The organism is Vibrio sp. R10-SG3-ISO10, from assembly GCF_059834185.1.
The window spans coordinates 22371-47801 of the sequence record NZ_JCBDHG010000027.1 but is presented as its reverse complement, the minus strand read 5'-3'; the positions used below and the strand labels follow the sequence as shown (position 1 = coordinate 47801).

Below are 25431 nucleotides of genomic sequence, written 5' to 3'. Positions count from 1 at the left end.
CAACGCCCTTGTATCAGGGCGTTGTGTTTATCTATTTAGCTCAGTTACTTATCCATATGAAGAACAGTACGGATTGATTCACCTTTGTGCATCAACTCAAACGCTTCATTTACGTCTTGCAGACCCATGGTATGAGTAATGAATTCTTGTAGACCGAACTCACCTGCCATGTAGCGATTTACGATTTCTGGAAGCTCAGAACGACCTTTAACACCACCGAAAGCGCTACCACGCCATACACGACCAGTTACGAGTTGGAATGGACGGGTTGAGATCTCTTGGCCTGCGCCGGCAACACCAATAATCACTGATTCACCCCAACCTTTATGACAACACTCAAGTGCTTGACGCATCACATTAACGTTACCGATACACTCAAATGAGTAATCTACGCCGCCGTCTGTCATTTCAACGATAACCTCTTGGATTGGCTTATCGAATTTCTGTGGGTTAATAACATCTGTAGCACCCAGTTGTTTGGCTAGGTCAAATTTACTCTCGTTGATATCAATACCGATGATACGGCTTGCACCCGCCATACGCGCACCAATAATGGCAGATAAGCCGATACCACCTAGACCAAATACCGCAACGGTGTCGCCTTGTTCTACTTTTGCCGTGTTAAGCACTGCGCCCATGCCTGTTGTCACACCACAACCTAGAAGACAAACTTCTTCAAGCGGAGCTTCTTTATTTACTTTAGCTAGTGAGATCTCTGGAAGAACCGTGTACTCAGAGAAAGTAGAACAGCCCATGTAGTGGAAAATGGTCTCACCGTTAATAGAAAAGCGGCTTGTGCCGTCTGGCATTAGACCTTTACCTTGGGTTTCGCGAACGGCCTGACATAGGTTAGTTTTACCCGACTTACAGAACTTACATTCGCCACATTCTGCCGTATAAAGTGGGATCACGTGATCGCCAACTTCAACGCTAGTGACACCTTCGCCAACCATTTCAACGATACCGCCACCTTCATGACCCAGAATTGAAGGGAAGATACCTTCTGGGTCATCGCCAGATAGGGTGAATGCGTCAGTGTGACAAACACCAGTAGCTACGATGCGTACTAGCACTTCTCCTGCTTTAGGAAGTTGTACATCAACTTCTTCCATTTTCAGCGGTTCACCAGCAGCCCACGCCACCATTGCTTTTGATTTAATGTGAGTTTGACCAGGATTGATTTCAAGCGCCATTGGATGCTTCCTTTATATTTTATGTATATAGGGACGTCATAAGCGTAGTTGAGGAACTCACACTACGCTGCGTCGTTTTGTTGCTGAGTATTTTAGGCACTAATAGAGATTTGATAATCCCATCATTTTGAAAATCATTTTTACGCATGCGTAATAATGTTAATAAAGATAGAAAAAAGCCGAGTACGGAGACTCGGCTGGTATCTTTTACTTAGGCGAGAAAAGTGTTTCTCCGCCACTGGAGGGTTAAGATTATCGCTAGGGTTAACCCGCGCATGGCCATGAAACTCAACATTGCTAGCCACAGAGCGTGATTACCTAAATCCATCGATAAATAGAAAATCGCAAAAAAGCCACAAGTTGATAAGAACATGCTGTTGCGCATCTCTTTACCTTTTGTTGCACCAACAAAGATGCCATCAAATAGAAAGCACCACATCGACACTAGCGGCATGGCAATCAACCAAGGCAAATACTCCATCGCCAATGCATGAACGGCTGAAATATCAGTGATCAATCCGATCAGATTCGATCCCATCAGACCAAATGCTAAAGTCAGTAATCCACAGATGACCAAGCTCCAGAAAAAAGTACCAATCAGCGATTGATTGAGCTGCTCTCGGTCTTTCGCACCAATAGCTTTACCGACCATGGCTTCCATCGCATAAGCGAATCCATCCATGCCGTAAGAAATCATCATCAAAAAACTCATCAACACGGCATTCGCAGCAACGATTTCGTCGCCGAAACTCGCTCCTTGAAAGGTCATAAAGGTAAACGTGGCTTGCAAGCAGAGTGAACGTAAAAAGATATCTCGATTGAGCTTAACAAAGCGGCTTAATCCATTGGTGGTGTCTTTAATCAAGTTCAACACTGGCGGTAGGCTGTCCCGGGTCCATTTACGCCATACGCAAATCAGACCAAAACTCATTCCGGTGTAATCAGCAATCACAGAAGCCAATGCCGCGCCCTCGACTTTCCAACCTAATCCAATCACAAATAGTATGTCGAGAACGATGTTGGTCACATTAGCGATGATCACCATCCACATCGGTGCTTTGGCATTTTGCGTACCTAACAACCAACCGAGCAAGACGAAGTTAGCCAAGGCGGCAGGCGCACTCCAAGCTCGGATCGCGAAGTACTGCGCGCCATAATGCTTTACCTGCTCACTGGCATCACTAAAGCTAAATACCCATTGCGCAATAGATTGATGGAAGAGAAGAAAAACGGCAGCAAAACCAAGAGCCATTGTCATGCCTTGGGTGAAGACCAGCCCAAGTTGATGTTTGCTCTCTGCGCCATAAGATTGGGCGGCAAGCCCCGTGGTCGACATACGCAAAAAGCCTAGCAGCCAAAATGTTACGCTGATCATAGTACTGCCCAACGCAACACCGCCGAGATACCACGCATGTTCGAGGTGACCGATGACTGCTGCATCCACCAGTCCAAGTAATGGCACTGTGATGTTGGAAAGCACCATAGGAATAGCAAGCAACAAGACTTGCTTATGCACAGTGCGGTTAGAAAGGGTTTGAAGAATTTGCACGTTGTCACTCTGACTAGAATTGAGTGACAAGTGTAACGAGATTACCAGCGAAGCTGAACCAATACCGGTGTTAATCTTTGCTTTAAAAAGTTCATCTTAGTCAGCCAGCGTTGCCATAGTTTCCAGCGACCACAATCGCGATCAAGCGGAGAATAGGTTTTCGCCCAGCGTGCCCAAGGTAAATAGCCTAACATAGCATCGCCCGGTGCGCTGTACCCGTGAGCATATTGCCCCGCGCCCATTTTCTGCCCTAGCTTGGAATGGCTGAGATCGCCAGCTAATACAACGCAAGCTCGTGCTGAGTCAAAGTGGCAACCTAGCGCTTGAATGAATTTGGCCACTTGCTGCTGACTACAATCAAGCAAAGCGTGTTCACACACTATCATCACAGGCGTTTTTTCTGGAATAGGTAACTGCTCTAACCAACTGACATCATCAACGCTACCGCAAACATGGTGATAACGCTCACTACTGTGAAACAGTTTCTGACGCCAGAGCAAATTTTCTGTCACATCGAGTTCTAACCAGTTGCATCGGCCGTTATCAACACGATAAAAACGCGTATCCAACCCTGCACCAACATTGACGATCCAACCATCTGGATTACGTTTGATAAAAGCAGAAACCTGCTGATCGCACAGCTGAGTAAGCGTAACGTGAAGGAGTTGTTTTTGGTCAATATCACCAGAAAGACATTCTGGTGCTAAATGGCAGCGCTGACAGGCACGCGCTGCAATCGGGTCGTAGACTAATCCATTATCAACTAAACTTTCTCGGCTACGAAGCCATAATGGTTGCAATAAATTAGCAGGGATTTGATAGCGATGTTTAGCTGATGTGTGATCGACGGCCATTATCATCTTCCTTCCGTAGCCAGAGTAAAGATGATAATGAATATCAGTTACAAAATCAACAAGTGAGAATGAATCTCAAACAGAGTCGGTTACATCCAATCTGTGTTGCGAATAATGCCTACCGCTAGACCTTCAATCGCTAGGTGCTGACTAGTCAGATCCACTTTAATTGGCTCAAACTCTTCGTTCTCAGCATGAAGCAGTACTGTCGAACCTTTACGCTCTAGACGTTTAACCGTTACGTCATCGTCAACACGTGCAACGACAACCTGACCATCACGTACATCTTGAGTTTTATGCACTGCAAGCAAGTCGCCATCCATAATACCGATGTCTTTCATACTTTCGCCATTTACACGCAGTAAGAAGTCAGCTTGAGGCTTGAACATACCCGGGTCAACTTGGTAATGAGTCTCGACATGCTCCTGAGCAAGGATTGGCTCACCCGCCGCAACTTGGCCGATAAGAGGCAGTCCTTCATCATCATTGGCAGCATCTTCAAGTAGAATACGGATTCCACGAGAGGCACCAGGAATAATTTCAATCGCTTGCTTACGTGCAAGGGCTTTAAGGTGTTCTTCAGCAGCATTTGCTGAACGGAAGCCAAGTTCGCGTGCAATTTCAGCACGTGTTGGTGGCATACCAGTATCTTCGATTTTGCTTTTGATCAGATCAAAAACTTGTTGTTGGCGGGGCGTTAACGGCTTCATAAGTCACCTGTCTTTTTATACAGTTAACTGTGAGTATATCCAGTAATTGTTCAAATGAAAAGCCAATTGCTTGTTTTTTAGCGAGTTAGCAATTTACCCGTCGATCGCGTTAAAAAAACAGGATCTCTAGCCAGACATAACCGGTTAATAGCATGGTCACCATTACAGCAGCCGAGCCAATATCTTTCGCTCGTCCGGCAAGCTCGTGGTGCTCCGTTCCAACTCGGTCAACGACCGCTTCAATCGCACTATTAAACAATTCAGCGATCAATACCAACACTACTGTCGCGATCAGCAATATTCTCTCCCACTGACTGTCACCAATAAATAAAGCCGCCGGAATCATGAGCGCGGCTAACACGACTTCTTCTTGAAAGGCCGGCTCGTGTTTAAATGCAGCCTTGAGACCTTGGTAGGAGTACTGCGTTGCGTTTTTAATCCGTTTAAATCCATGTAGTGTTTTGTCTGGCAAGTTAATTTCTCTTTATTAATTATCTCGATAGCTTGATGACTTAAAAATTGACGTTTTCCTAATCAATAATAAGTAAAAGGTTCGACCAGTTTCTGTTATCCTTGCCCGCTATAAAAATACACGCTTGGGCGCATTCCCAGTTCTATAGTTAGAGAAATGGAAATGTGCTTATGCAAACCATCTATTTTTGAGGCTAAGAACCTTATGTCTTCTGGACGAATGTTATCGCGCACCTTACTAAAACTGCCTATGTCAGTGTTAGTTAAAGGGACCACAATTCCTTCAAATCCTATTGAAGATCATAGCATTGATATAAACAAGCCCATTATTTACGCTCTGCCATATCGCTCAGCTGTTGATCTCCTCGCGCTGCAAAAACAAGTCATTGCACTTGGTTTACCCGACCCGCTAGAGCCAGTCGAAATCAACGGCAAAGCATTTAACCGCTACGTCTTTACCTCCGCTCGCCAAACCGTAATGGACAGCGATCAAGATGTGCCAAGCACATCAGTGACGCTTTTCTCTGATCTGCTCGAACTACACAAGTTTGATTCAGAACTCGATGTGCAAATGATACCTGCAACAGTACTTTGGGGACGTAAACCAGGTAAAGAATCGCAGCAAAAACCTTACCTACAGTCTTTAAACGGTCCACAAAAAGCCAAAGCTGTTTTGCTCTCTGGTCGTGACTGTTTAGTGCGTATTAGCCCTGTGGTTTCTCTGCGTTACATGGCGGATTCACATGGCACAGACGCTTCGATTGCTCATAAGTTAGCACGCGTGGCACGTATCCACTTCTCTCGTCAGAAGCTCGCCGCTTCAGGGCCAAATTTGCCGAGTCGACAAGCGCTATTTAATCGACTGATGAAATCGAAAGCGATTGAAAAAGTCATCATGGATGAGGCCAATTCGAAAGATGTGCCAATAGAGAAAGTACGCAAAGAAGCCCATGCCATCATGGATGAGATTGCCGCAAACTTCTCTTACTCCTTGATAAAAAATGGCGAACGCCTACTCGGCTGGTTGTGGAATCGTATTTACCAAGGCTTGAACATTACCAATGCCGCTACGGTACGTAAACTGGCGCAAGATGGTCACGAGATCGTCTACGTGCCTTGTCACCGTAGCCATATGGACTACTTGCTGCTTTCTTACGTGCTTTACCGAGAAGGCATGGTTCCTCCACACATTGCGGCAGGTATTAACCTAAACTTCTTCCCTGCGGGACCTATCTTCCGCCGTGGTGGCGCGTTCTTTATTCGCCGTAGCTTTAAAGGCAATAAACTGTACTCGACTATCTTCCGTGAGTACTTAGCGGAGCTGTTTGCTAAAGGATACTCAGTAGAGTACTTCAGTGAAGGCGGACGTTCGCGCACTGGCCGATTGCTACAAGCGAAAACCGGTATGCTGGCCATGACAGTCCAAGCTATGCTGCGTGGTCTAAATCGCCCAGTAACACTGGTTCCGGTTTACATCGGCTATGAGCATGTTATGGAGGTGGGGACTTACGCCAAAGAGCTACGTGGTAAGCGCAAAGAAAAAGAAAATGCCGGCTTAGTGCTGCGCACGATTCGCAAGCTACGCAACTTCGGCCAAGGGTACGTTAACTTCGGTGAGCCTATTCCACTGAACCAATATCTGAACGAGCATGCACCTGAGTGGACTAAAGATATCGATCCTATGGGTGCAACTAAACCACAGTGGCTCAACCCAGTAGTCAATGGCTTAGCCACCAAGATGATGACACACATTAACGATGCGGCTGCGACTAACGCACTCACATTATGTGCAACCGCCCTGCTCGCTTCACGCCAACGTGCATTGTCCCGCGATAGCTTAGTCAATCAGATCGATTGTTATTTATCGATCCTTAAGAATGTGCCTTACTCTTCAACCTACACGGTGCCTGAAGATGATGCACAAGCGTTGGTCAAACATGCCGAGACATTGGATAAGTTCCTTATCGAAACAGACAGCATGGGTGAAATTGTCTCTCTGGATCGAAATCAATCGATTCTAATGACTTACTACCGCAACAATATCATCCATTTATTGGCGCTGCCGTCGTTAATCGCTCAAATGTTGGTTCGCCATCAGCAGTTGTCATTAGAGCAGATCAAGCAAAATGTGGCTCTCGTTTATCCATTCTTAAAACAAGAGCTGTTCTTAAGTATTGAGGAAGAGAAGCTCGGTGAACTGACTGAGGCATACATCGAAGAGATCGCTCACCAAGGCTTAGTGACCATCGATAGCGAGCAAAATGTGGCAATTAATCAAGCGAACAACCAAGTCTTGGTTCTGCTTGGTCGCACCATTACCGAAACACTGCAACGCTATGCAATTGCACTTAACCTGTTAGTGGCAAACCCAGAGCTGGGTAAAGCCGACTTAGAGCTTAAAAGCCAAGATATCGCGCAACGCTTAGGTCGTTTACATGGTATTAATGCCCCAGAGTTCTTTGATAAGGGCGTTTTCTCTGCACTGTTTACGACATTGAAACAACAAGCTTACCTCGACAATGACGGTAACTGCGATAGTGATAAGAGCAAAGACTTAGCCAACCTGCTTTACTCTATGCTCTACCCAGAAGTTCGCCTAACCATCAAAGAAAGTATCTGTCAGGCGACAGGGACTAAATAAAACCAACTAAGTATGAAAAAGGGCATCCAGTGGATGCCCTTTTTGTTTACCAGAAAGCAATAAACAAGCCTATGGTGACAATCATGCCGACGTAGTTGTTATTGAGAAATGCCTTGAAGCACAAGTCTCGCTCTCGATGTCGGATAAGATGCTGCTGAAACACAAATAAAGCGCCAGCAATCAGCAAGCTCCAGTAGTAGCTTGCACCAAGCTCAAACCAAATCCCGACGTACATCAACATGGCAAGAGTGGCGAGCTGCAACACACCAATCACCATTTTATCTAACCGACCAAACAAGATTGCCGTCGATTTAATGCCAATTTTCAGGTCATCATCCCTATCTACCATGGCATATTGGGTGTCGTAGGCGATAGTCCATAGGGCATTAATAGTAAAGATAAACCATGTCATCATGGTGACTTCGTTCGCCTCGGCAGCCCAAGCCATAGGAATTGACCAACTAAAAGCTAGACCAAGAAACAGCTGTGGCAGATGAGTATAGCGCTTCATAAATGGGTAAATGAACGCGAGGAAGATGCCAACAAATGAGAGCTGAATGGTTAACGCATTCATACTCAGCACAAGTAGGAACGAACTGATCGCTAAGACTAAAAACAGCCCGATAGCTTCTTTAGAGGTCACTCTTCCTGATGGTAACGGGCGTAGCTTAGTGCGCTTTACATGACCATCAACTTTACGGTCGGCAAAATCATTGATTACGCATCCAGCCGCTCGCATAAAGATAACGCCAAGAACAAAAACAAATAAAACTTTTAAACTCGGTACACCCTCAGCTGCAATAATCAACGCCCATAATGTCGGCCAAAGCAATAATAAGGTCCCAATCGGCTTATCCATGCGCATTAACTGCCAGTAAGCGACTGCTTTATCTGCCGTCATTTTAAACGCTCTCCTTTGCATAAATTGGCGCGGTCGGCAGAAAAAGCTCTGCCACTAACATAGGTTTACGATTCATCCATAGTCGCGAACGACGCGCAAGCAGCTGCTTGCCATCCAACTCAACCAAACCAACTTGCAAAGCATCGCGTTTAACATCATTGGCACTGAACACCGTCAAGCCTAACGGTATTTCACCTTGGCGAGCTAAATCATACTCTTGGCCTTGCATTGAAGAATGCGGAATTAAGGTTCGACCCAATACCCACGGCTCTCCATCTCCTTTCAGCACCACCTTTCTCAACAAGCATTCTTCTAGTGCCAGCAGTTCTATTTCCTGCGTATTTAGCTTTTCAGCTCGAATCACTTTATTATGCAGAAGGTCGACACTTAACGTTTGGCAATAAGACTCTAATAAACGTGACAACGAGCCCTGTTCTAGCAGCCATTTTTTTGCACTTTGCGTAGGAAAGCTAAAATGCTCTGGTTGTTGCCATTCAACTTGGCGAAGAGCAGATAAATAAAGCGCAGTTGGTTGATTCATACTAATATTCAATAAGTAGCCTTATCAGCGTACAATAAAGCTTCAATCTCAAAAGTTAACCACTACAATGAGTGCTTAACGCATTTTTATTACAAATAGATGCTCTATTGTAACAAGACTCAGGCGATTCGAGTATCGTGATTGGAAGAAAGAAAAGTTATAAATATGATTAAACGTTACCTAGCCCAAATATTTATCGCTTTGGGTTTACTTATCAGCCTACCTGTTTTAGCCGAAGAAGAAGGTGCTCCGAAACTTGCCTACTTTACGCTAGAACCAGATCTCACCACCAACTTCTATACCAAAGGCAAGAAACTTGGCTATATCCAAGTTCGAATCGATATTATGGTTGCTAATGAAGCGGACCTTGGCGTGATCGAACTGCACCAGCCATTAATTCGCGACGCTGTGATTGAACTGCTTGGTAAACAGTCAGAAGATACCATTACCTCCCTGGCGGGGCGTGAAGATTTACGTAAGACCTTAGTTGAGCAGCTCAACGCGACGCTGTTACCCGAAACAGGCAAAACCATTATCGCTGACTTACTGTTTACCAAATACTTGTATCAGTAATGTATACTAGCTAATCAAACGGCGCTTATCGCGCCGTTTTTTTATTGCTACTTTTTCGCTCGGCTTGCATCGAACAAACCCAGAGCCACACCAGATAACAGACCAACTAAATGGGCTGTATTGGCAATCGCCATATACGGCTGAACAAAACCAAGCACCAACCACACCAGCATAAAACCTATCATAGGTTTAGGCATACTGAGTCCAAGTTGTGGCGCTTTGTAGCCCAACATCCATAAGTAGCCAACCAGTGCATAAACCACACCAGATAAGCCGCCAAAGTTAGCGCCTTCAACCCAGTATTGCCCCGCCCCTGAGAGCGCAGCAGAAACTACAAACAACTGCAGTAATTTGCCCGAGCCGAGCCTTTGCTCAATATCACCACCAAGCTGCCACCACCAGAGTAAGTTAAAGGCGATATGCATGACAGAAAAGTGAAGAACGGCATGGCTTACCCAGCGCCAAAGTTGCCATTCTTGTCCTGCAAATGCTGGGAAGTGCAAAGCGGCAAACACCCCTTCACCAGAGCCAAGTTGCTGCATGGTAAAAATAACCAAACAGATCACCATAACAGATAATGTTATCGGCCCGGCTTTGGCCTTAATCATGGCTAACATACTTGGCGATTGATAGGTAAAGTGATTCTTGCGGCTTTCGGCCATATCCCATGACGCCGCTTGATATTTGTTGGCATTAGGATCGGATAAAAACTGCTTCAGCTCTGACTCCGCCTCTATTTGATGCTGGCTATCGGTCAACCACAATGCAAACTGCCCTTCCCCCTCCGGCATCATCTGAATATCTATCTGGCGCGAGGCCATATAGTCGATAAATGCTTGTGCCATACGTGGATTATTGAGGGAGATGAGTCGATACATAAAGCTATCCTAAGTTGGATTCTGTCGGAAGTTCGGCTCTTTGCCATGCTTCAAAGCCGCCATCAACACTATACACCTGCTCAAAGCCTTGGTTAACCAAATACTGTGCAGCACCTTGGCTGCTAATGCCGTGATAACACATCACCAACACAGGTTGTTCAAACTCCACGTCGTCCATAAAGGTGACGATCGTATCGTTGGTCAAATGGAAGGCATCTTTGGCGTGAGACACAGCAAAGGATTGAGGATCGCGAATATCCACCATTCGTGCTTCTCCTTGCTCAAGAAGACTTTGCGCACTACTCACATCAATATGCTTAAACTGATCCATGAACTTTCTCTTTTATATCGTAATTATCTAACGCCATTGTAACCTATCCAGTGGTCAACAAGTACACGAGGGTAGTAAGGTTATCCACCAGCGATCATAAATCCATCAACTGTGGATAAATCTGTGGATTGCGTTGATAAAGTATCTCGATAATTTTTGATCCACTATATGTAGTGATGATCATTATTTTATTGTGTGTAAAAGCAAAACTATCCCCACGGGATAATGGGTCGAGATGCCTTTATCTACCCCGCTTTCTGACAGATAGCAAAGAAATTTACCACAGAGTTACCCACAGGCAAGGTGAGACAAACTCGATCTATAATCATCCAAATAACTCAATAAATGATCAGCAATAAAAAAGCCGAGATCATATGATCTCGGCTTAGTAGATTCTTTTGAAAAGTCAGAGGTTAGAACTCACCAACCGCCGCTTTCAATTTCTTCATCGCGTTCTTTTCTAGCTGACGAATTCGCTCTGCAGATACGCTATAGGTTTCTGCCAGTTCTTGCAGCGTCGACTTGTTATCATCTAACCAACGTGAACGAACAATGTGCTGGCTACGCTCATCTAAGCTCTTTAGTGCTAAGCTCAAACGGTTGTTAGTGTGCGCTTCCCAGTTTGCAGCTTCAACATTATCGGCAACATCAGAAGATTTATCTTCTAGGTACACCATAGGTGCAGTGTAAGAAGCATTTGAGTCATCATCATCGGTTGGCATTTCAAATGTCGCATCTTGCGCAGCCAAACGAGATTCCATTTCACGAACTTCTGAAGGCTCTACACCTAATTCGCGTGCAACGGTTTCAACTTCACCGTTGTTAAACCAACCTAGGCGCTTCTTCGACTTACGCAAATTGAAGAACAATTTACGTTGCGCTTTAGTTGTCGCGATTTTCACAATACGCCAGTTACGCAGAACGTACTCATGAATCTCAGCTTTAATCCAGTGCACCGCGAATGAAACCAAGCGAACACCGACTTCAGGGTTAAAGCGTTTTACTGCCTTCATTAAGCCAATGTTACCTTCTTGAACAAGGTCAGCCATTGGTAGACCGTAACCTGAATAACCACGAGCCACGTGCACAACGAAGCGCAGGTGCGAAAGGATTAAGCCTTTTGCAGCCTCAATTTCACCGTCGTAATGCAGACGCTCTGCAAGTCCACGCTCCTCTTCAGGAGTTAGCATTGGATAGCTGTTCACTGAACGAATATAGCTGTCTAAGCTATCTTGTGTCACTACAGCCATTGGGTATGCTTGGTTAGTCATTCAAGTCCTCATCAATCTCTGATCTGGAGTATGTTTTAGCCCACCAATCTTGAACCTAAAATGAACAGGTTTCAAGCAGGGGAAGGTTATTATGCATAAACAATTCGTCTATACAAGAGGAAAAGTATACGGTAGCGTCTACTTTTTTCAATAGTATGACAACAACAAAATAATCCGGTTCAATTAAACGGGTTCAATTTCTTTGAGATGACGCTGCGCTGAAACCTTTGCCGCTAAACAGCCAAGGAAGGTTCCTAACATCACCAGCAGTAAAGACTCATCCCAACTTAGACCCACCAATCTGAAGTGGCTATCATACAGAAGCGCCAACTTTTCTACGCTGCTATTAAGTAGAACTGTAATTACCGCTGTTAAAACCCAGGCTGTAATCGCACCTAGCAGACCAAACCACATACCAGAGTACAAATATGGGCGAAGAATGTAGCTATTGGTCGCCCCTATCAGCTTCATAGTTTGGATCTCTTCTTTATTGGCTAACACGTTAAAGCGTAATGTGTTACCAACAATTAAGAACACTGAACCTAGCATCAATACTGATAAGGTAATCACGATGCCACTGACCAGGTTTTTGATCGCGTCGAGTCGCGTTAACCAATCTTCATCCAAGCGAACATCGGTAATCCCTTCTTCACTAGCGACGCGCTCAGCGAGACGTTTAATGGCTTGTTTATCATCTTTGCTCGGTGTAATCACCAATACGCCAGGCAGTGCGTAATCATCTAGTAAGCTCAGAGCCTGTTCAAAGCCGGAGTATTGGCTGAGGTCATCGAGACCTTGCTGCGGGGAGATGTATTCAACTTTAGCCACATCAAGCGATGTTTCTAGTTCATCTTTGAGGACCATGATCCGTGCTTCAGGTGTGCGCTCTTCTATGTAAGCACTTACTTGCGACGGACTGGTGACATTGGTTGAAGCAGCAGAAATATTCTTACCCAATAGGTACAAAGCAGAAGGCATGGCTAATGCCATCGAGATAACCGCTAAAGTAAGAATATTACCCAGTGGCCGCTGCCAAAATTCAGCGAGAGAAAGTCTAGCTTGCTTGAAATGAACCGTGAAAAAGCTGTCTTTCTTGACGCGATTTTTAGCACGAGAGGCGTTGGCGTTTTTGTTACGCTTATTAGTGCCCATAATCTTCCACCTCACTCAAAAAACCTTGGTTTAGCTCTAGATGGCGGTATTGTGGGCGAGTGTTCACTAACCCAATATCGTGCGTTGCTAATAGGATGGTGACACCAGCACGGTTAAACTCTTCAAATAGCTTCAGTACCCGGCTAGAGAGTTCTGGGTCTAAATTACCGGTAGGCTCATCCGCTAATAGTAAAGTTGGTCTATTAACCACAGCACGCGCGATACCGACACGCTGCTGTTCACCACCAGACAGTTGGCTTGGCAAGCATTTCGCCTTGTCTAACAGCCCAGTTTTATCCAGAGCCGCAGATACACGACGCTTAATTTCGTTCTCAGAGATTGACTCAATCCGCATCGGCAAAGCGACGTTATCAAACACGCTTCGGTCCATCAGCAAACGATGATCCTGAAACACAATGCCGATATTGCGACGTAGGAAGGGAATATCCTTGTTAGGAATTCGAGTGATATCGTGGTCGTTAAAGCTGATTTTGCCATCCGTAGGTCGCTCAATGGCACAGATTAACTTTAGCAGGGTACTTTTCCCGGCACCTGAATGTCCGCCAAGAAAAGCCATTTCACCACGACGAAGATGAAAATCGACCTTCTGTAAGGCTTGTCGTCCACCACGATAAGCCTTACTCACTTGCTGAAATTTTATCACCCGAAATCCCTCTTATGAACTTCTCTATAATATTTATCCCCTAAATAGTTGGAGTTGCAGCTAGTCGACAAATCCATTCAGCCCTATGAGCATAGGTGCTCTATTTGATTAGGGCGGAATTGATGCCGTCAACAACGCTGCAGCTTCAAATATGACGGGGATTAGTCTTCGCGGCTAAACAGCGCATCAATAAACTCTTGAGTTTCAAATGGGCGTAGATCATCAATCCCTTCACCAACACCAATGTAACGAATTGGAATTTGGAACTGATCGGCAAGTGCGAAGATCACGCCACCTTTCGCGGTGCCGTCTAACTTAGTGAGGGTAATACCCGTTAGCGGCGCGACATCACTAAACAGTTTTGCTTGGCTGATAGCGTTTTGACCGGTACCCGCATCCAAAGTCAGCATAATTTCATGCGGTGCAGAACCATCGACCTTCTGCATTACACGAACGATCTTACGCAGCTCTTCCATCAGGTTCGCTTTGTTCTGCAGACGGCCCGCGGTATCAGCGATGACCACATCAACGCCTTTCGCTTTCGCTGATTCAATTGCATCATAGATAACAGAAGCACTATCTGCGCCGGTATGCTGCGCGACAACAGGGACATTGTTTCGCTCACCCCAAACTTGTAGCTGTTCAACCGCAGCGGCACGGAAAGTATCACCCGCTGCAAGCATGACTTTTTTGCCTTCAGCTTGGAACTGTTTCGCTAGCTTACCAATGGTTGTCGTTTTACCAACCCCGTTAACACCGACCATAAGAATCACGTAAGGGGTTTTAGAGGTGTCGACTTCCAGTGGCTTCTCAACATTGGATAGGATCTCTGCCATCTCTTCTTTGAGCAAGCCGTAAAGAGCTTCACCATCTTTAAGATCTTGGCGAGACGCTTTCTCGGTCAGGTTGTCGATGATCTTAAGTGTGGTATCCATACCCACATCGGCGATAAGTAGCTGCTCTTCTAGCTCTTCAAATAACTCATCGTCTATTTGTTTGTCTTTAAACAAGCCAAAGAACCCGGCACCAATATTGGCTTTGGTGCGAGCTAAGCTACGCTTCAAGCGAGCAAAGAAGCTCTCTGTCGGTTTTTCTTGTTCAGCAACACGTGGCTCAACAGGCTGTTCTATAACTTCAACAACCTCTTCTGCTTCTGCTTCTGCTTCTGCTTCTGCTTCTGCTTCTGCTAGTTCAGTTTTAGGTTGCTCAACTTGCTCGTCAACAACTGGTGTCTCTTCGACAGCATCTTCAATGGTATTTTGTTGTTCTTCAGCGGGTAGCTTGGTTTGCTCTTCATCGCCGAAACCAAGCCAAGAAAGTAATCCGCGCTTCTTTTTTTCCGTCATCTGGGGCTATCCTAGATCGTCTTATTTTAACTCAGACTCTTTTCCGCCCGGATTATCCACGCGCAGAAAAGAAAAATGACAACACAGTGAAAAGTTTTTAACTACCTATGGGATGGTATACACTTTGTCATCAACAAATTTGGGCTGTATGTTAGCGCTCACAGCAGAGCGACTGGCTATAGTATCACTTTATTAGCGGTCAAAAAATCTATGGTAAGACGTCGCCAGCAAAACACATCACAAAAAAAGCCTTCAACTGGCTTTGTTCGTATTATTAGCGGTTTATGGAGGGGACGTAAACTCCCTGTGCATGATGCTGAAGGATTAAGACCGACAACCGATCGCGTAAAAGAGACGCTATTTAACTGGCTGGCACAGGACGTTCCTCGTGCAAAATGCCTAGATTTGTTTGCCGGTTCAGGTGGGCTGGGCTTTGAAGCGGCCTCTCGCCAAGCTGAAATGGTTACTATGGTCGAGCTCAATGCTAATGCGTTCAATCAGATTAAAAAGAACATCGCGGCATTGAAAGCGACTAACCTTCAGGCCCACAACACTGATGCGCTAAGCTATTTAAAGCAACCTGGAACCCCGCATCATGTCGTGTTTATTGATCCCCCCTTTCGTAAAGGGTTACTTAACGAAACAATTTCCCTACTTGAGAAAAATGGCTGGTTAGCCGAAGATGCGATGATCTATGTTGAAACAGAGAAAGAGCTGAGCCTTGACGGAATCCCTGCCCACTGGCATTTACACAGAGAAAAGAACGCAGGTCAGGTCAGTTTCAGACTGTTTGAAAGACAACAAAGCGAATAAGGAACGTTTATTAATGAAAGCACTGATTATGTTAGCTAAAGCCGCGATTGGGTTCGTTTGGTTTATTCTTATTCTTAATTTTTTCATGCCTTTTCCAGGTAAAGCAGCCATTGCACTCTACATCATGACTGCATTCCTATTTATTATGCACGGACTACAAATGGCGATTTTCATTGGTGCCTTTGGCGACAAGATTAAGATGAGTAGATGGGAAAAGTGGTCAATTCTGATCTTTGGTATTTTTGCCTTACTCGATATCCGTCGTAAGTACATGACTTAAGAACACAAAAAATGCCGCTGTTTAAAGCGGCATTTTTTTCTCTGTCTATTCTAGCCTAGGTAGCCTTTAACGCCATCTAGGAACATCTGAGTCGAGATCATAATCAGTAGTAATCCCATCAAACGTTCTACCGCTTTTAAGCCCCTCTCTCCCAAAATACGGTGGAAGAAGTTATAGAACATTAAGATAAAGAAGGTTACCCCCCACGCCAGTAAAACCGCCGCTGATAACTCAATTAGATTATCTGGGTGTTGGCTAGAAAGCAGTAATAATGCAGCAATCACAGACGGACCAGCAATCATTGGAATTGCCATAGGCACAATAAACGGCTCTTCACCTGCTGCAAGGCCTGTTATGCTGCCACCGCTTGGGAAAATCATCTTAATGGCGATGATAAACAGGATAATACCACCCGAGATGCTTAGCGTTTCTGGCTGCACATGTAAGAAGTTGAGAATGCTCTTACCGGCAAATAGGAATAACAGCAAAATACCAAGCGCAAAGAATAACTCACGAACGAGGACTTTACGTCTACGTTTAGGATCTAAGTGTTTCAGGATAGATAGGACAATAGGAAGATTGCCTAGCGGATCCATGATTAAGAACAACATGGTCGCAGCGGAAAGTATGTCCATAAAAAGCCTCCAGAAAACGGGATAAATCTAAGCGCACAAAAAGTCGGCGAAGTATAGCAATCTCGTTCAAGGATTTGGAGGCATTAAAGCAATTTATCTTGCCAATAAAAGAGTATCGGCTTTAGCGATTTACAAGACAATCTAATGGCTACATACCCGCTCGGCATTAATCATCCAAATCCCATCCTCGACGATCACTTTTTCACGCTCAATGAAGAACTCGAGTAAGGTATCAAGATTGAAGCCATTGCACTTACAAGTACGAAAACGAGCTTGCTCACCAAATGCCTCACTCACTGCTAGCTCTAGCTCTGACTTCGACATTGGGCGTTCTCTTAGCAAGTTTAGAACGTTATGGGCATGAATTTCAGTCGACATTGGCCATCCTCAATAATGAATTTGCTTTGAGGATACCTTCAATCAAGAAAGTTTCTTTGATTTTAGATAATCAGTGACGCAGTAATTAAAGAGTGCGCGAGTAGATAGCTACCAGAGATCAGATAGCGGCCTTTCATAATTGAATGTTTGTAGTCATGGATGGCTAACAAAGCGGCTGAAAGCATTAAGGTAATGGAACCAATAAATCCAACTGCGCTAGCGAGACCACCATTGATTAACCATACTTCCCCTGCAGCCCAGTTCAATTGCAGTAAAACAATGCCCATCATTACTACCGGAAAAATCAAACGATCTATTTTAGGTAGTAGCAAGAAAAAACTCACCACGCCTATACCAAGCAACATCGCGGGCAACCACCAGACTATCTCACCAGAAAGCTTGAACCAAAACGATGCGCTATAGCAAAGCTGCGCAGCAATAAAGCCAGCAAAGCAAAGCTTGAGGTGTTTCTTGTAGATGTAAAGCCCATCGGCAAGCATAGAAATGATAAGACCGAGTGATACCCACCAAGCAGCCGCTCCTACAAGCCCTTGTTGGCTCCAGAGCATCACGAGCAGCATCAGTAGCGACATTGTTTTAAACATCACCGCTTGTCTTATGTGATTGCTTTCATTAGCGGAAATACTGATATACCCAGAAAGGGCCACAGATAGCCAGCTCCACATTCGAACACCTCAATAAAAATGAGCTGCTAGTGTAGGCAGAGAGTCATCGATGTCTACCGCCAAAAGGCAAAACTTGGATCTCGATAATAATAATACCTCTCTAGAGCTAACCCTAAAAAATTCTAGCCGGGCACCAACTTGAGCCATCCAGCTCATAATGACTTAGTGTTTAGAACCTAGCTCATATCTAACTAACTAAACTGGCAAAAAAGCAAAGATTCCAATCAACACCAACAAGAAAAGAGTAATTTCCAAAATAAAACAGACACTTAATACAAGCAAAAAGGTAAACAAAATCCTGTTTTGTATTTTTAATGTTAATCCAAAGACACTAAGGCCACATTATTTATGCCTCGTTATTTAAAACAACGCCAGAATTAAGTCATAAGACTGTAAACTGACACCCAGCCAACCTAAGAAGATCCAAGCACTCAAAACTTACAAGATTAGTGCAGTAACAAGTTTGAAACACAAACAAAAGCCAACAAAAACAACAAATTAAAAACATTCCCGAGTGACTAGTGTCTAGTTTTTACACAGAAACTCAATCATTAAAAATCAAAATAGTGACGACAAATAGCCTCAAATAAAGTAAGAAAAGTTACTTTTTTAAGGCTTATCCATTAAATGACTTGATCTAACCATCAAAAACCTGCTATTCTTTAAAATATATCGTAAAACATCAAATTTAAGGAGCAGTGCTATGATTTCTTCTTCACAAAAACAAGGACTTGTAATGATCGCAGTAGTCGTTGGCCTAATGACACTGCCGATGATGTACTAAGAGAAATAGACAAAAACAAAAAGGGACGCGATTGCGTCCCTTTTTACTTTCTGGTGACTTGGCACTCATTTATCTATCAAAAGTTAGTCAACTGGTTAAAAAAATGGCACTTATGAAAAGTGCCATTTTTAAAGCTTAAGCTATAAATGCTTCGATAGAATATCCCAATGCGCATAATAAAAGAGTAATGCCGCCAAAGTTATTAGCGTCATCAAGGTAATTGCTGCTCTCCAAATAAATCGACTGCTTCTTGGTGTAAGCTCTTTTTCACATTCATCACACACAGTGAGAAAGTCTCGACGACTATCGAGCTTAAAATCCTCTTCGTGAACCACTTTGTTACGAATTGTCGCGATATATCTCAGCTTATCAATCACATCATGAGGCAAGCGCTCTTCACAACTAGTAATAAGCTGGTGCATTCCCTTACCGTCAGCATGATATTGCGTTCGGAGGAGCTTCTCGAGTCTACGTGTTCGAGTGACCACTTTTTCAATATCAGACATAGTTTCCCTCCATCGCTATTAAGTTTAGGGGGTGTTTGATCTTTCTTCTATCTACTGTCCCACTTTTTGTGCAAGTTTCAAGTAAATTTGTGTAAAAGAATCAATAGCTAAACAGAAACACGCGCTCATACAACTTATTGGCATGTGATATGCGTCGAAGATTCTTATGCTATTGATCACTTTGTTCATACAGCAAGAGCCGTGCCCAACACAATCTATAGAATGTCGATAAACTATAAAGGAGATGAGAGAAAGAGAGCCCCCACCATGTCGCTACCATTATTGTTTGCTTTTATCGTGATCTTCGCTTTGGCGAGTGGCTGGGCGTTTGTTCATTTCTATCGCAAACATATTCAAGGTGAAAACGCACCAGAACAAACCGCTGAAGTCACCGTTCTCGACAAGCAGTCAATTGCGGTCGAAGATGCCGAGCCAGGCCAAGATGACCAAGAGTATTGGATTTATGTCCAGAAAGGTCGCATTGGGCCAAAGCGCGAGTTTCAGGTAGGCATCCACTATTTCCACGCTCTAAACCCAGGCGATCAAGGCACGCTAACCTACCAAGGCGACAAGTTTCTTCATTTCGCCATGAAGCGTTAAGGCAACAACCAGCGCGTACGAGAAGATTGAGAAAGCAACCAACTTAAAGCCAATGCCCCTGCACCGCTTAACACTATCCATAGTGGAATAACCCAAGCAGGATGACCTTGATGCCAACCAAACTCTTTCATTGGCCAGAGAAAAATCGGATGCAGAATATAGATACCTAGGCTGTTTTTGCTGATAAATCCAATCACTTGATTAGACTTTTGTGAAGGTCCTTCGCCAAAATAACGACAAAGCATAAAAATCATACTCGCAGCAAGAACGACATTAAGAGTCTTATACGAAAGCCATCGACCGACTGTGTACTCCTGCGCGGCGACGCTGTCAGTAATCACCATGTAAGCGGTGGTAAACAGTGCAACGCTTCCAAGCAAAGCGAATATCGCAACGTAGCCTTTAGTCAACGGCACTCGTCGATACAACAAATACCCTAACGGTAAATAACCACTGTATAGCCACAGTTCATTACTCCAAACTCCATCAATGTCGAACAAGAACAATAAAGTGGTCGCTAACCAAATTAAGACAAAGGCGTATAAGGAACTGTCACCATATTGCCTCACTACAAACTGGAAAAATGGAATAACAAAATAGAGTGGAATGAAATAGTAGAAAAACCCTAGGTGATAGTATGTAGCATCCGTCGCGCTATCAGCGAGTACCTGTTTAGCCTCTAAAGCATCAAAGCCATTGATGCTCCAACCTGACAGATAAGCATAGAACAATGACCAAACTAAGAATGGAACAAGAACTTTACCCAAGCGCCTTTTGACATAATATTTAGCATCAAAGGGACGCTTGTCGCTCAGCATCAATGCACCCGTGATCAAGATAAAAACGGGAACAGCCCACCGGCTGACACTATTTACCCCGACCGCAGTCGCCCACTCTCCAAAAGGGATTTGACCAAGTTCATCTCGATACGGGGCAAGAACATGAATCGCAATCACCGCAACCGCAGCAACGCATCGCAGTAAGTCAAAAAACAGAACTCTTTCTCTCATGCCACTACCCTTCTGCTAATAACCTATTGAATATAGCAATAAAAAAGCTGACCAAAGTATTACCTTGGTCAGCTTTTAGTCATGAAACGGTGGGTAACTTTTATACTGTCGCGATTTGTTTCATCTTAGGTAGCTTAATCGAAATCATCGTAGTCAAAGCGAGGAAGGCAAAAGAGACCCACAAACACGCGGCTAAACCGGCCATCTGAAACACAAACCCTGAAAGGATAGTACCAATCAAACGTCCCATCGCATTTGCCATATAATAGAAGCCAACATCAAGTGAAACACCATCGCCTTTTGCATAGCTGACAATCAAATAAGAATGCAGCGAAGAGTTGATGGCAAAAATAGCACCGAAGATCATTAAGCCCCCAACAATCACTAGTTGTGGTTGCCAACCAACTTGTACAGCATAGGCGATACCCGCCGTGACGATAGCAAGCCCACCCGCCCACAACATAGCGGTATGGCCATCCGGCACTTTACCCTGTGCCTTCCCCGTGATCTTAGGGGCGATACCTTGGACAAAACCATAGGCAATCGTCCAAACAGCAAGAAAACCACCAACCCATGAGTGATCCCAACCAAATACACTGCCAAGGTAGATTGGCAGAGCAATCACAAACCACACATCACGCGCACCAAATAGGAACATTCGAGCAGCGGAAAGGATATTGATCGACTCCGATTTGGAGAATATCTGCTTAAACTTAGGTTTGCTTTTCGCCTTACCTAAGTCAGCCTCTAAGCTCAACACGCTGCCGATAAACACTAGCGTCAGCACGCCAGCCATAGTCAACACTGCATATTTGAATCCAATGGTGGAAAGCAGAAAACCACCGACAAAGAAGCCTGCACCTTTAAGGGCATTCTTAGAACCCGTTAAGATCGCTATCCATTTGTACAACGCTCCCTGTTGTTGATCTGGAACTAAGGTTTTGATTGAGCTCTTAGCACTCATCTTGTTGAGATCTTTGGCGATACCAGACAAAGCTTGAGCAGCCATGACCCAAGGTATAGTCAGCCAAACATGTGGCACCGCTAACATCGCCAACGCCACAATCTGCAACCCCAAACCGAGATTCATGGTCTTATTGAGACCTAACCTCGCGCCAAGCCAGCCACCAACCAAATTGGTCACAACGCCAAAGAATTCATAGAAAAGGAATAGTGAGGCGATCTCTAGCGAGCTATAACCTAAGTCATAGAAATACAGCACCACCAGCATACGCAGAGCACCGTCAGTAATGGTGAAGTTCCAGTAGTTGAACGTCACCAGCATATACTGACGAACACTTTTGCTGAGATTAGAGAACATAGATGAAATCCTCGACAATTTACAGCGGATAGAGCTTTGGGACACCTATGATCCAAAAGCTCTCAACCTAGCTATCTAGCCGCTACTGCGGTGATGTACTCAACTTGTACTGGTTTAGTAAAGGCACCTGGGCGCAACGCTTGAACTTCACGTACAATATCTTCCAGTTTCCACTGCTTCTCTAGCAGTAGATGAGCCGCAAAAAGCCCTGTACGGCCTGAACCGCCCATACAGTGCATCGCTACTTTACCGCCGTTATCAACGATTTTGTGTAGCTCTGGGCTAGCGGCTTGCCACTTAGCGGCAAACTCGGCACCTGGAGCGCAATCATCTTCAATCTCAATTTGGAACCACTGCATACCCAGTTGCTGCGCTTTAGCACCTAGCTCAGAGACATCTTTACTTGCAAGCTCTGCATCGTCTAATGCAGTCACAATCGCTTCTACGCCTTGCTCTTTTAACTGCGCAAGAGAAGCCTCTAGTTCAACGCCCTTAGTGCCAGGACAAGGAGTAAGTACTAACGCACCATTTTCTACATCGAGTTGCCACGTTGGATGTGTCATCGTCATCAATCTCTTAAAATTTTTTATAGAACCAATATTCAAAATAACTGGAGTTACCGCTTCAGTATGAGGAATATTATGCCAAGCCAACTTTACGGACTAACTCAGCCGTGCGGGTCGCATAACCCATCTCGTTGTCGTACCAAGCATAGATTTTCACCATACGCTTACCAACCAACATGGTAGATAATGCGTCTACAATCGTAGAGCGTTGGTCACCTTTGTAGTCAATCGACACCAGCGGACGCTCTTCAAAGCCCAGAATGCCCTTCAGTTCACCTTGTGAAGCATCTTTAAGTAACGCGTTCACCTCTTCCGCGGTGGTATCTTGCTTCACTTCAAAGATGATGTCGGTAAGAGAAGCGTTCGCCAGAGGTACACGTACAGCATGGCCGTTAATGCGATTTTCGAGTTCAGGGAAAATCTCAACAATCGCTTTCGCGCTGCCCGTCGTGGTTGGAATTAAGCTCATACCGCAAGCACGCGCACGACGCAGATCTTTATGCGGCGCATCAAGGATGGTTTGTGTGTTAGTTAAATCATGAATGGTAGTGAACGAAGCGTTCTCAATACCTAGCTTCTCATTGATGACTTTAACTACCGGAGCGATACAGTTGGTGGTACAAGAGGCAGCAGTTACAATCTGGTGTACCGCCGGGTCGAATATCTCGTCATTTACGCCAACGACAATGTTCGCGATGCCTTGTTCTTTTACGGGTGCCGACACAACAACACGCTTAACGCCTTGAGCTAGGTACTTGTTTAGGAATGAAGTTTTACGATGCACACCTGTCGCTTCAATCACTACGTCACAGCCAGACCAGTCAATCGTATCGATATCTTTCTCTTGCGTAGTATTGATAACCTGACCATTGATTAAGATTTGGTTGCCTTCGGCTTTCACTTCATGGTGCCAGCGGCCTTGTACTGAGTCGAACTCTAACAGGTGCGCGAGCGTCGCAGCATCACCCGCTACGTCATTAATCTGGACAAACTCTAGCTCTTGCCAATCAAAAGCCGCGCGAAGCGCTAAACGTCCGATGCGACCGAAACCGTTAATACCTACTTTAATTGCCATAACTCTATCTCTTTTATTTCTTAATTACTGACAGCAAACAGGTCGAGCCTGAATTGCATGAAGTCGTTCAATATCTTGTTGGTACTCTGTTTTAAGGCAGTTAGAAGCAACAAGATCATCTATCAATTTTTTCATCCATCCCGGTAAATCAGCAGCTAAACGGTAGAACACCCACTGCCCCTGACGGACATCAACCAAAATGCCATTTGAGCGTAGCTGAGCCAGATGACGAGAAATTTTCGGTTGGCTCTCTTGTAGCGCTTCGGTCAATTCACCTACACACAAACACTCTTCGCGCATAATCAACATCAAGCAGCGAACTCGGGTTTCATCAGACAACAACTTAAAGAATTGGTGAGGTAACATAAAACATACTCATATATGGATATGCGTATATATTTATTTAAAAACGAACTTAGATCAAGCCTGGCATATGCATTGTCATAAAAGCTTAATAAATAAACTAAACGATGGTGTTGAGATCTTGGCTCCAACGCTGAGCCTGAGAGATACGCGGCATAACTTCATTGAGTGATAGGTTAAGCTGCTTACATGCTGCTTCCATCCCCTGCCAGTCCGCGCTTTCGTAGCACTCTTCCAATCTGAGAAGGTCGCCAAAAGGACCTTGCCTCTCTAACAAAGCAACCTTGATTGCCGCCGCTAAAGGGAGTTGCTCGACCAAGTCTTTAAGGGACATATCCAACATAGAATCCAACAAAGACAGTAATCCAATCAGGAAAGCTTGTTCGCGGAATTGGTTGAAAGGATTGTCGTTCGCCATCAGCAAGAAAAACTGAGCTCGCTGCAGACATAAGGTATAGATTTCTTTCGGCTTGTTGGCGGAAACGAACGAGGCGACCGCTAAAGAAACGAAGATTTTAAGCTTATCTTGACCAAGGTAGACCAAGGCCTGACGGAAAGAAGAGATAGGCACTTCAATGCGATTCGACATGGTATTAACGAAACGCAGTAACTTGTACGACAGCGCAACATCGCGAGCGACAATTCGCTCAACCTTTTCAAAATCCACTTCCGGCTGACACACCTCTTTAAACAGCTCCATCGCGATGGCGTGTTGAGGGCTGACGTAGCGTTGGCGGACAATTTGTGGCTTGCTGAAAAAGTAGCCCTGAAAAAAGCTGAAACCCGCTGAGCGCGTGGCAATAAACTCTTCTTCAGTTTCGACTCGCTCTGCGAGGAACTTACGCTTTACTCCCTTGGCTAAGCGTTCCTGAACTAAAGCACAAGACTCTTCCAGCCCCGTCGCCATAATATCGATTTTGACTATTTGCACATAGGGCAGAAATCGTTCCCACTCTGGCTTATACACAAAATCATCCAACGCAATTAAGTAGCCACTAGCGTGGATCTGCTTGACTGCTGCAAATAGCTCATCATTTGGCGTGCATGTTTCCAACACCTCAACGACGATTTGCTCCTTAGGCAAGGAAAGAGGCAACAAACGCACTAAGCTAGAGTGAGGAAAATTGATAAAGCAACGTGAGGTCGCCAAGGCTGGATTGGTACCTATGGAGAGAAAATTCTCAACAATTAGACGATATGTCGCCCGATTAGATTCAACATGAGCAGGGTATGCGTTGTTTTCACCATCGCGAAAAAGCAACTCATACCCTAAGGTTTGCCGCTTGGCATTAAGTATAGGTTGGCGAGCCACATAGGTGTCTCTCATCCGTTTTTGCAT

At 44.7% G+C, this 25431-nt stretch carries 28 protein-coding genes; 5 read left to right on the top strand and 23 right to left on the bottom strand.

Features of this window, described 5'->3' with window-relative positions; all coding sequences use genetic code 11:
• Positions 1-44: 44 nt before the first annotated feature.
• The 5 genes from AC6R16_RS22465 to AC6R16_RS22445 form a co-directional block, all read right to left on the bottom strand.
• Positions 45-1193, bottom strand: coding sequence for an S-(hydroxymethyl)glutathione dehydrogenase/class III alcohol dehydrogenase (locus AC6R16_RS22465; protein ID WP_494506225.1), 1149 nt, complete (start codon positions 1191-1193; stop codon positions 45-47).
• Between the two features lie 211 nt (positions 1194-1404).
• Complete coding sequence (gene dinF, locus AC6R16_RS22460) at positions 1405-2742, bottom strand: MATE family efflux transporter DinF (protein WP_500675769.1); 1338 nt, start codon at positions 2740-2742, stop codon at positions 1405-1407.
• Between the two features lie 41 nt (positions 2743-2783).
• A complete protein-coding gene (locus AC6R16_RS22455) occupies positions 2784-3596 on the bottom strand; it encodes a class I SAM-dependent methyltransferase (RefSeq protein WP_069668093.1) in 813 nt (270 codons plus the stop codon).
• Positions 3597-3685: 89 nt separating this feature from the next.
• A complete protein-coding gene (lexA, locus tag AC6R16_RS22450) occupies positions 3686-4306 on the bottom strand; it encodes a transcriptional repressor LexA (protein WP_004745055.1) in 621 nt (206 codons plus the stop codon).
• Between the two features lie 109 nt (positions 4307-4415).
• On the bottom strand, positions 4416-4778 hold the full coding sequence (locus tag AC6R16_RS22445) for a diacylglycerol kinase (RefSeq protein WP_500675768.1): 363 nt from the start codon (positions 4776-4778) through the stop codon (positions 4416-4418).
• A 204-nt stretch (positions 4779-4982) separates the two neighbouring features.
• Between AC6R16_RS22445 and plsB the strand changes: the two genes are divergently transcribed.
• Complete coding sequence (plsB, locus tag AC6R16_RS22440; protein WP_500675767.1) at positions 4983-7418, top strand: glycerol-3-phosphate 1-O-acyltransferase PlsB; 2436 nt, start codon at positions 4983-4985, stop codon at positions 7416-7418.
• A gap of 46 nt (positions 7419-7464) precedes the next feature.
• Here the strand turns inward: plsB and ubiA are convergent, their stop codons facing one another.
• Together ubiA and AC6R16_RS22430 are read right to left on the bottom strand one after the other, a co-directional pair.
• On the bottom strand, positions 7465-8319 hold the full coding sequence (ubiA, locus tag AC6R16_RS22435; RefSeq protein WP_004745052.1) for a 4-hydroxybenzoate octaprenyltransferase: 855 nt from the start codon (positions 8317-8319) through the stop codon (positions 7465-7467).
• A 1-nt stretch (position 8320) separates the two neighbouring features.
• Positions 8321-8860: a chorismate lyase gene (locus tag AC6R16_RS22430; protein ID WP_500639603.1), complete on the bottom strand. Its 540-nt coding sequence runs from the start codon at positions 8858-8860 to the stop codon at positions 8321-8323.
• Positions 8861-9025: 165 nt separating this feature from the next.
• Here AC6R16_RS22430 and AC6R16_RS22425 point away from each other — a divergent pair, with 165 nt between their 5' ends.
• Entirely contained in the window at positions 9026-9433 is a 408-nt protein-coding gene (locus AC6R16_RS22425; RefSeq protein ID WP_004745050.1) for a flagellar basal body-associated protein FliL, read from the top strand.
• 47 nt (positions 9434-9480) lie between these two features.
• On the opposite strand, the gene glpG is transcribed toward AC6R16_RS22425, so the two are convergent.
• The 6 genes from glpG to ftsY all read right to left on the bottom strand — a co-directional run bounded on the left by glpG (position 9481) and on the right by ftsY (position 15075).
• Positions 9481-10311 carry a rhomboid family intramembrane serine protease GlpG gene (gene glpG / locus AC6R16_RS22420; RefSeq protein WP_500675766.1) on the bottom strand — a complete coding sequence of 277 codons (831 nt, stop codon included), beginning with the start codon at positions 10309-10311 and terminating at the stop codon, positions 9481-9483.
• Positions 10312-10315: 4 nt separating this feature from the next.
• Positions 10316-10642 carry a thiosulfate sulfurtransferase GlpE gene (gene glpE, locus AC6R16_RS22415; RefSeq protein WP_500675765.1) on the bottom strand — a complete coding sequence of 109 codons (327 nt, stop codon included), beginning with the start codon at positions 10640-10642 and terminating at the stop codon, positions 10316-10318.
• 413 nt (positions 10643-11055) lie between these two features.
• The gene (gene rpoH / locus AC6R16_RS22410) at positions 11056-11913 is read right to left on the bottom strand and encodes an RNA polymerase sigma factor RpoH (protein WP_004745047.1); all 858 of its coding nucleotides are present in this window, start codon (positions 11911-11913) and stop codon (positions 11056-11058) included.
• Between the two features lie 183 nt (positions 11914-12096).
• A complete protein-coding gene (ftsX, locus tag AC6R16_RS22405; protein WP_500675764.1) occupies positions 12097-13065 on the bottom strand; it encodes a permease-like cell division protein FtsX in 969 nt (322 codons plus the stop codon).
• The gene (gene ftsE, locus AC6R16_RS22400; protein WP_004745045.1) at positions 13055-13729 is read right to left on the bottom strand and encodes a cell division ATP-binding protein FtsE; all 675 of its coding nucleotides are present in this window, start codon (positions 13727-13729) and stop codon (positions 13055-13057) included. Before ftsE ends, ftsX begins: the two co-directional genes overlap by 11 nt.
• A gap of 161 nt (positions 13730-13890) precedes the next feature.
• The gene (ftsY, locus tag AC6R16_RS22395; protein WP_500675763.1) at positions 13891-15075 is read right to left on the bottom strand and encodes a signal recognition particle-docking protein FtsY; all 1185 of its coding nucleotides are present in this window, start codon (positions 15073-15075) and stop codon (positions 13891-13893) included.
• 210 nt (positions 15076-15285) lie between these two features.
• Between ftsY and rsmD the strand changes: the two genes are divergently transcribed.
• Complete coding sequence (gene rsmD, locus AC6R16_RS22390) at positions 15286-15888, top strand: 16S rRNA (guanine(966)-N(2))-methyltransferase RsmD (RefSeq protein ID WP_500675762.1); 603 nt, start codon at positions 15286-15288, stop codon at positions 15886-15888.
• A 13-nt stretch (positions 15889-15901) separates the two neighbouring features.
• Positions 15902-16168 carry a DUF1145 domain-containing protein gene (locus AC6R16_RS22385; protein ID WP_500639597.1) on the top strand — a complete coding sequence of 89 codons (267 nt, stop codon included), beginning with the start codon at positions 15902-15904 and terminating at the stop codon, positions 16166-16168.
• A gap of 50 nt (positions 16169-16218) precedes the next feature.
• Here the strand turns inward: AC6R16_RS22385 and AC6R16_RS22380 are convergent, their stop codons facing one another.
• From AC6R16_RS22380 to AC6R16_RS22365, 4 genes are all read right to left on the bottom strand, one after another.
• Entirely contained in the window at positions 16219-16803 is a 585-nt protein-coding gene (locus AC6R16_RS22380) for a YhgN family NAAT transporter (protein WP_500639596.1), read from the bottom strand.
• Between the two features lie 141 nt (positions 16804-16944).
• Positions 16945-17181, bottom strand: coding sequence for a YecH family metal-binding protein (locus AC6R16_RS22375; RefSeq protein ID WP_500675761.1), 237 nt, complete (start codon positions 17179-17181; stop codon positions 16945-16947).
• Between the two features lie 62 nt (positions 17182-17243).
• Entirely contained in the window at positions 17244-17867 is a 624-nt protein-coding gene (locus AC6R16_RS22370; protein ID WP_500675760.1) for a lysoplasmalogenase, read from the bottom strand.
• A 924-nt stretch (positions 17868-18791) separates the two neighbouring features.
• Positions 18792-19157, bottom strand: coding sequence for a hypothetical protein (locus AC6R16_RS22365; protein ID WP_004745038.1), 366 nt, complete (start codon positions 19155-19157; stop codon positions 18792-18794).
• A 267-nt stretch (positions 19158-19424) separates the two neighbouring features.
• On the opposite strand from AC6R16_RS22365, the gene AC6R16_RS22360 reads away from it, so the two are divergent.
• A complete protein-coding gene (locus AC6R16_RS22360; RefSeq protein ID WP_004745037.1) occupies positions 19425-19757 on the top strand; it encodes a DUF2500 domain-containing protein in 333 nt (110 codons plus the stop codon).
• Here AC6R16_RS22360 and AC6R16_RS22355 read toward each other — a convergent pair.
• The 6 genes from AC6R16_RS22355 to AC6R16_RS22330 all read right to left on the bottom strand — a co-directional run bounded on the left by AC6R16_RS22355 (position 19754) and on the right by AC6R16_RS22330 (position 25419).
• Positions 19754-20767, bottom strand: a complete 1014-nt coding sequence (locus AC6R16_RS22355) for an acyltransferase (RefSeq protein WP_500675759.1) — start codon at positions 20765-20767, stop codon at positions 19754-19756. The two genes, AC6R16_RS22360 and AC6R16_RS22355, sit on opposite strands and share 4 nt — an antisense overlap.
• A 100-nt stretch (positions 20768-20867) precedes the next feature.
• Positions 20868-22088 (bottom strand): organoarsenical effux MFS transporter ArsJ, encoded by a 1221-nt coding sequence (arsJ, locus tag AC6R16_RS22350; protein WP_500675758.1) that lies wholly within the window; start codon positions 22086-22088, stop codon positions 20868-20870.
• A gap of 71 nt (positions 22089-22159) precedes the next feature.
• Positions 22160-22657 carry a cyclin-dependent kinase inhibitor 3 family protein gene (locus AC6R16_RS22345; RefSeq protein WP_500675757.1) on the bottom strand — a complete coding sequence of 166 codons (498 nt, stop codon included), beginning with the start codon at positions 22655-22657 and terminating at the stop codon, positions 22160-22162.
• Between the two features lie 70 nt (positions 22658-22727).
• The gene (locus AC6R16_RS22340; RefSeq protein WP_500675756.1) at positions 22728-23729 is read right to left on the bottom strand and encodes an ArsJ-associated glyceraldehyde-3-phosphate dehydrogenase; all 1002 of its coding nucleotides are present in this window, start codon (positions 23727-23729) and stop codon (positions 22728-22730) included.
• Between the two features lie 24 nt (positions 23730-23753).
• Entirely contained in the window at positions 23754-24095 is a 342-nt protein-coding gene (locus tag AC6R16_RS22335) for a metalloregulator ArsR/SmtB family transcription factor (RefSeq protein WP_004745032.1), read from the bottom strand.
• 97 nt (positions 24096-24192) lie between these two features.
• The gene (locus AC6R16_RS22330; protein WP_500675774.1) at positions 24193-25419 is read right to left on the bottom strand and encodes an EAL and HDOD domain-containing protein; all 1227 of its coding nucleotides are present in this window, start codon (positions 25417-25419) and stop codon (positions 24193-24195) included.
• Positions 25420-25431 lie beyond the last annotated feature (12 nt).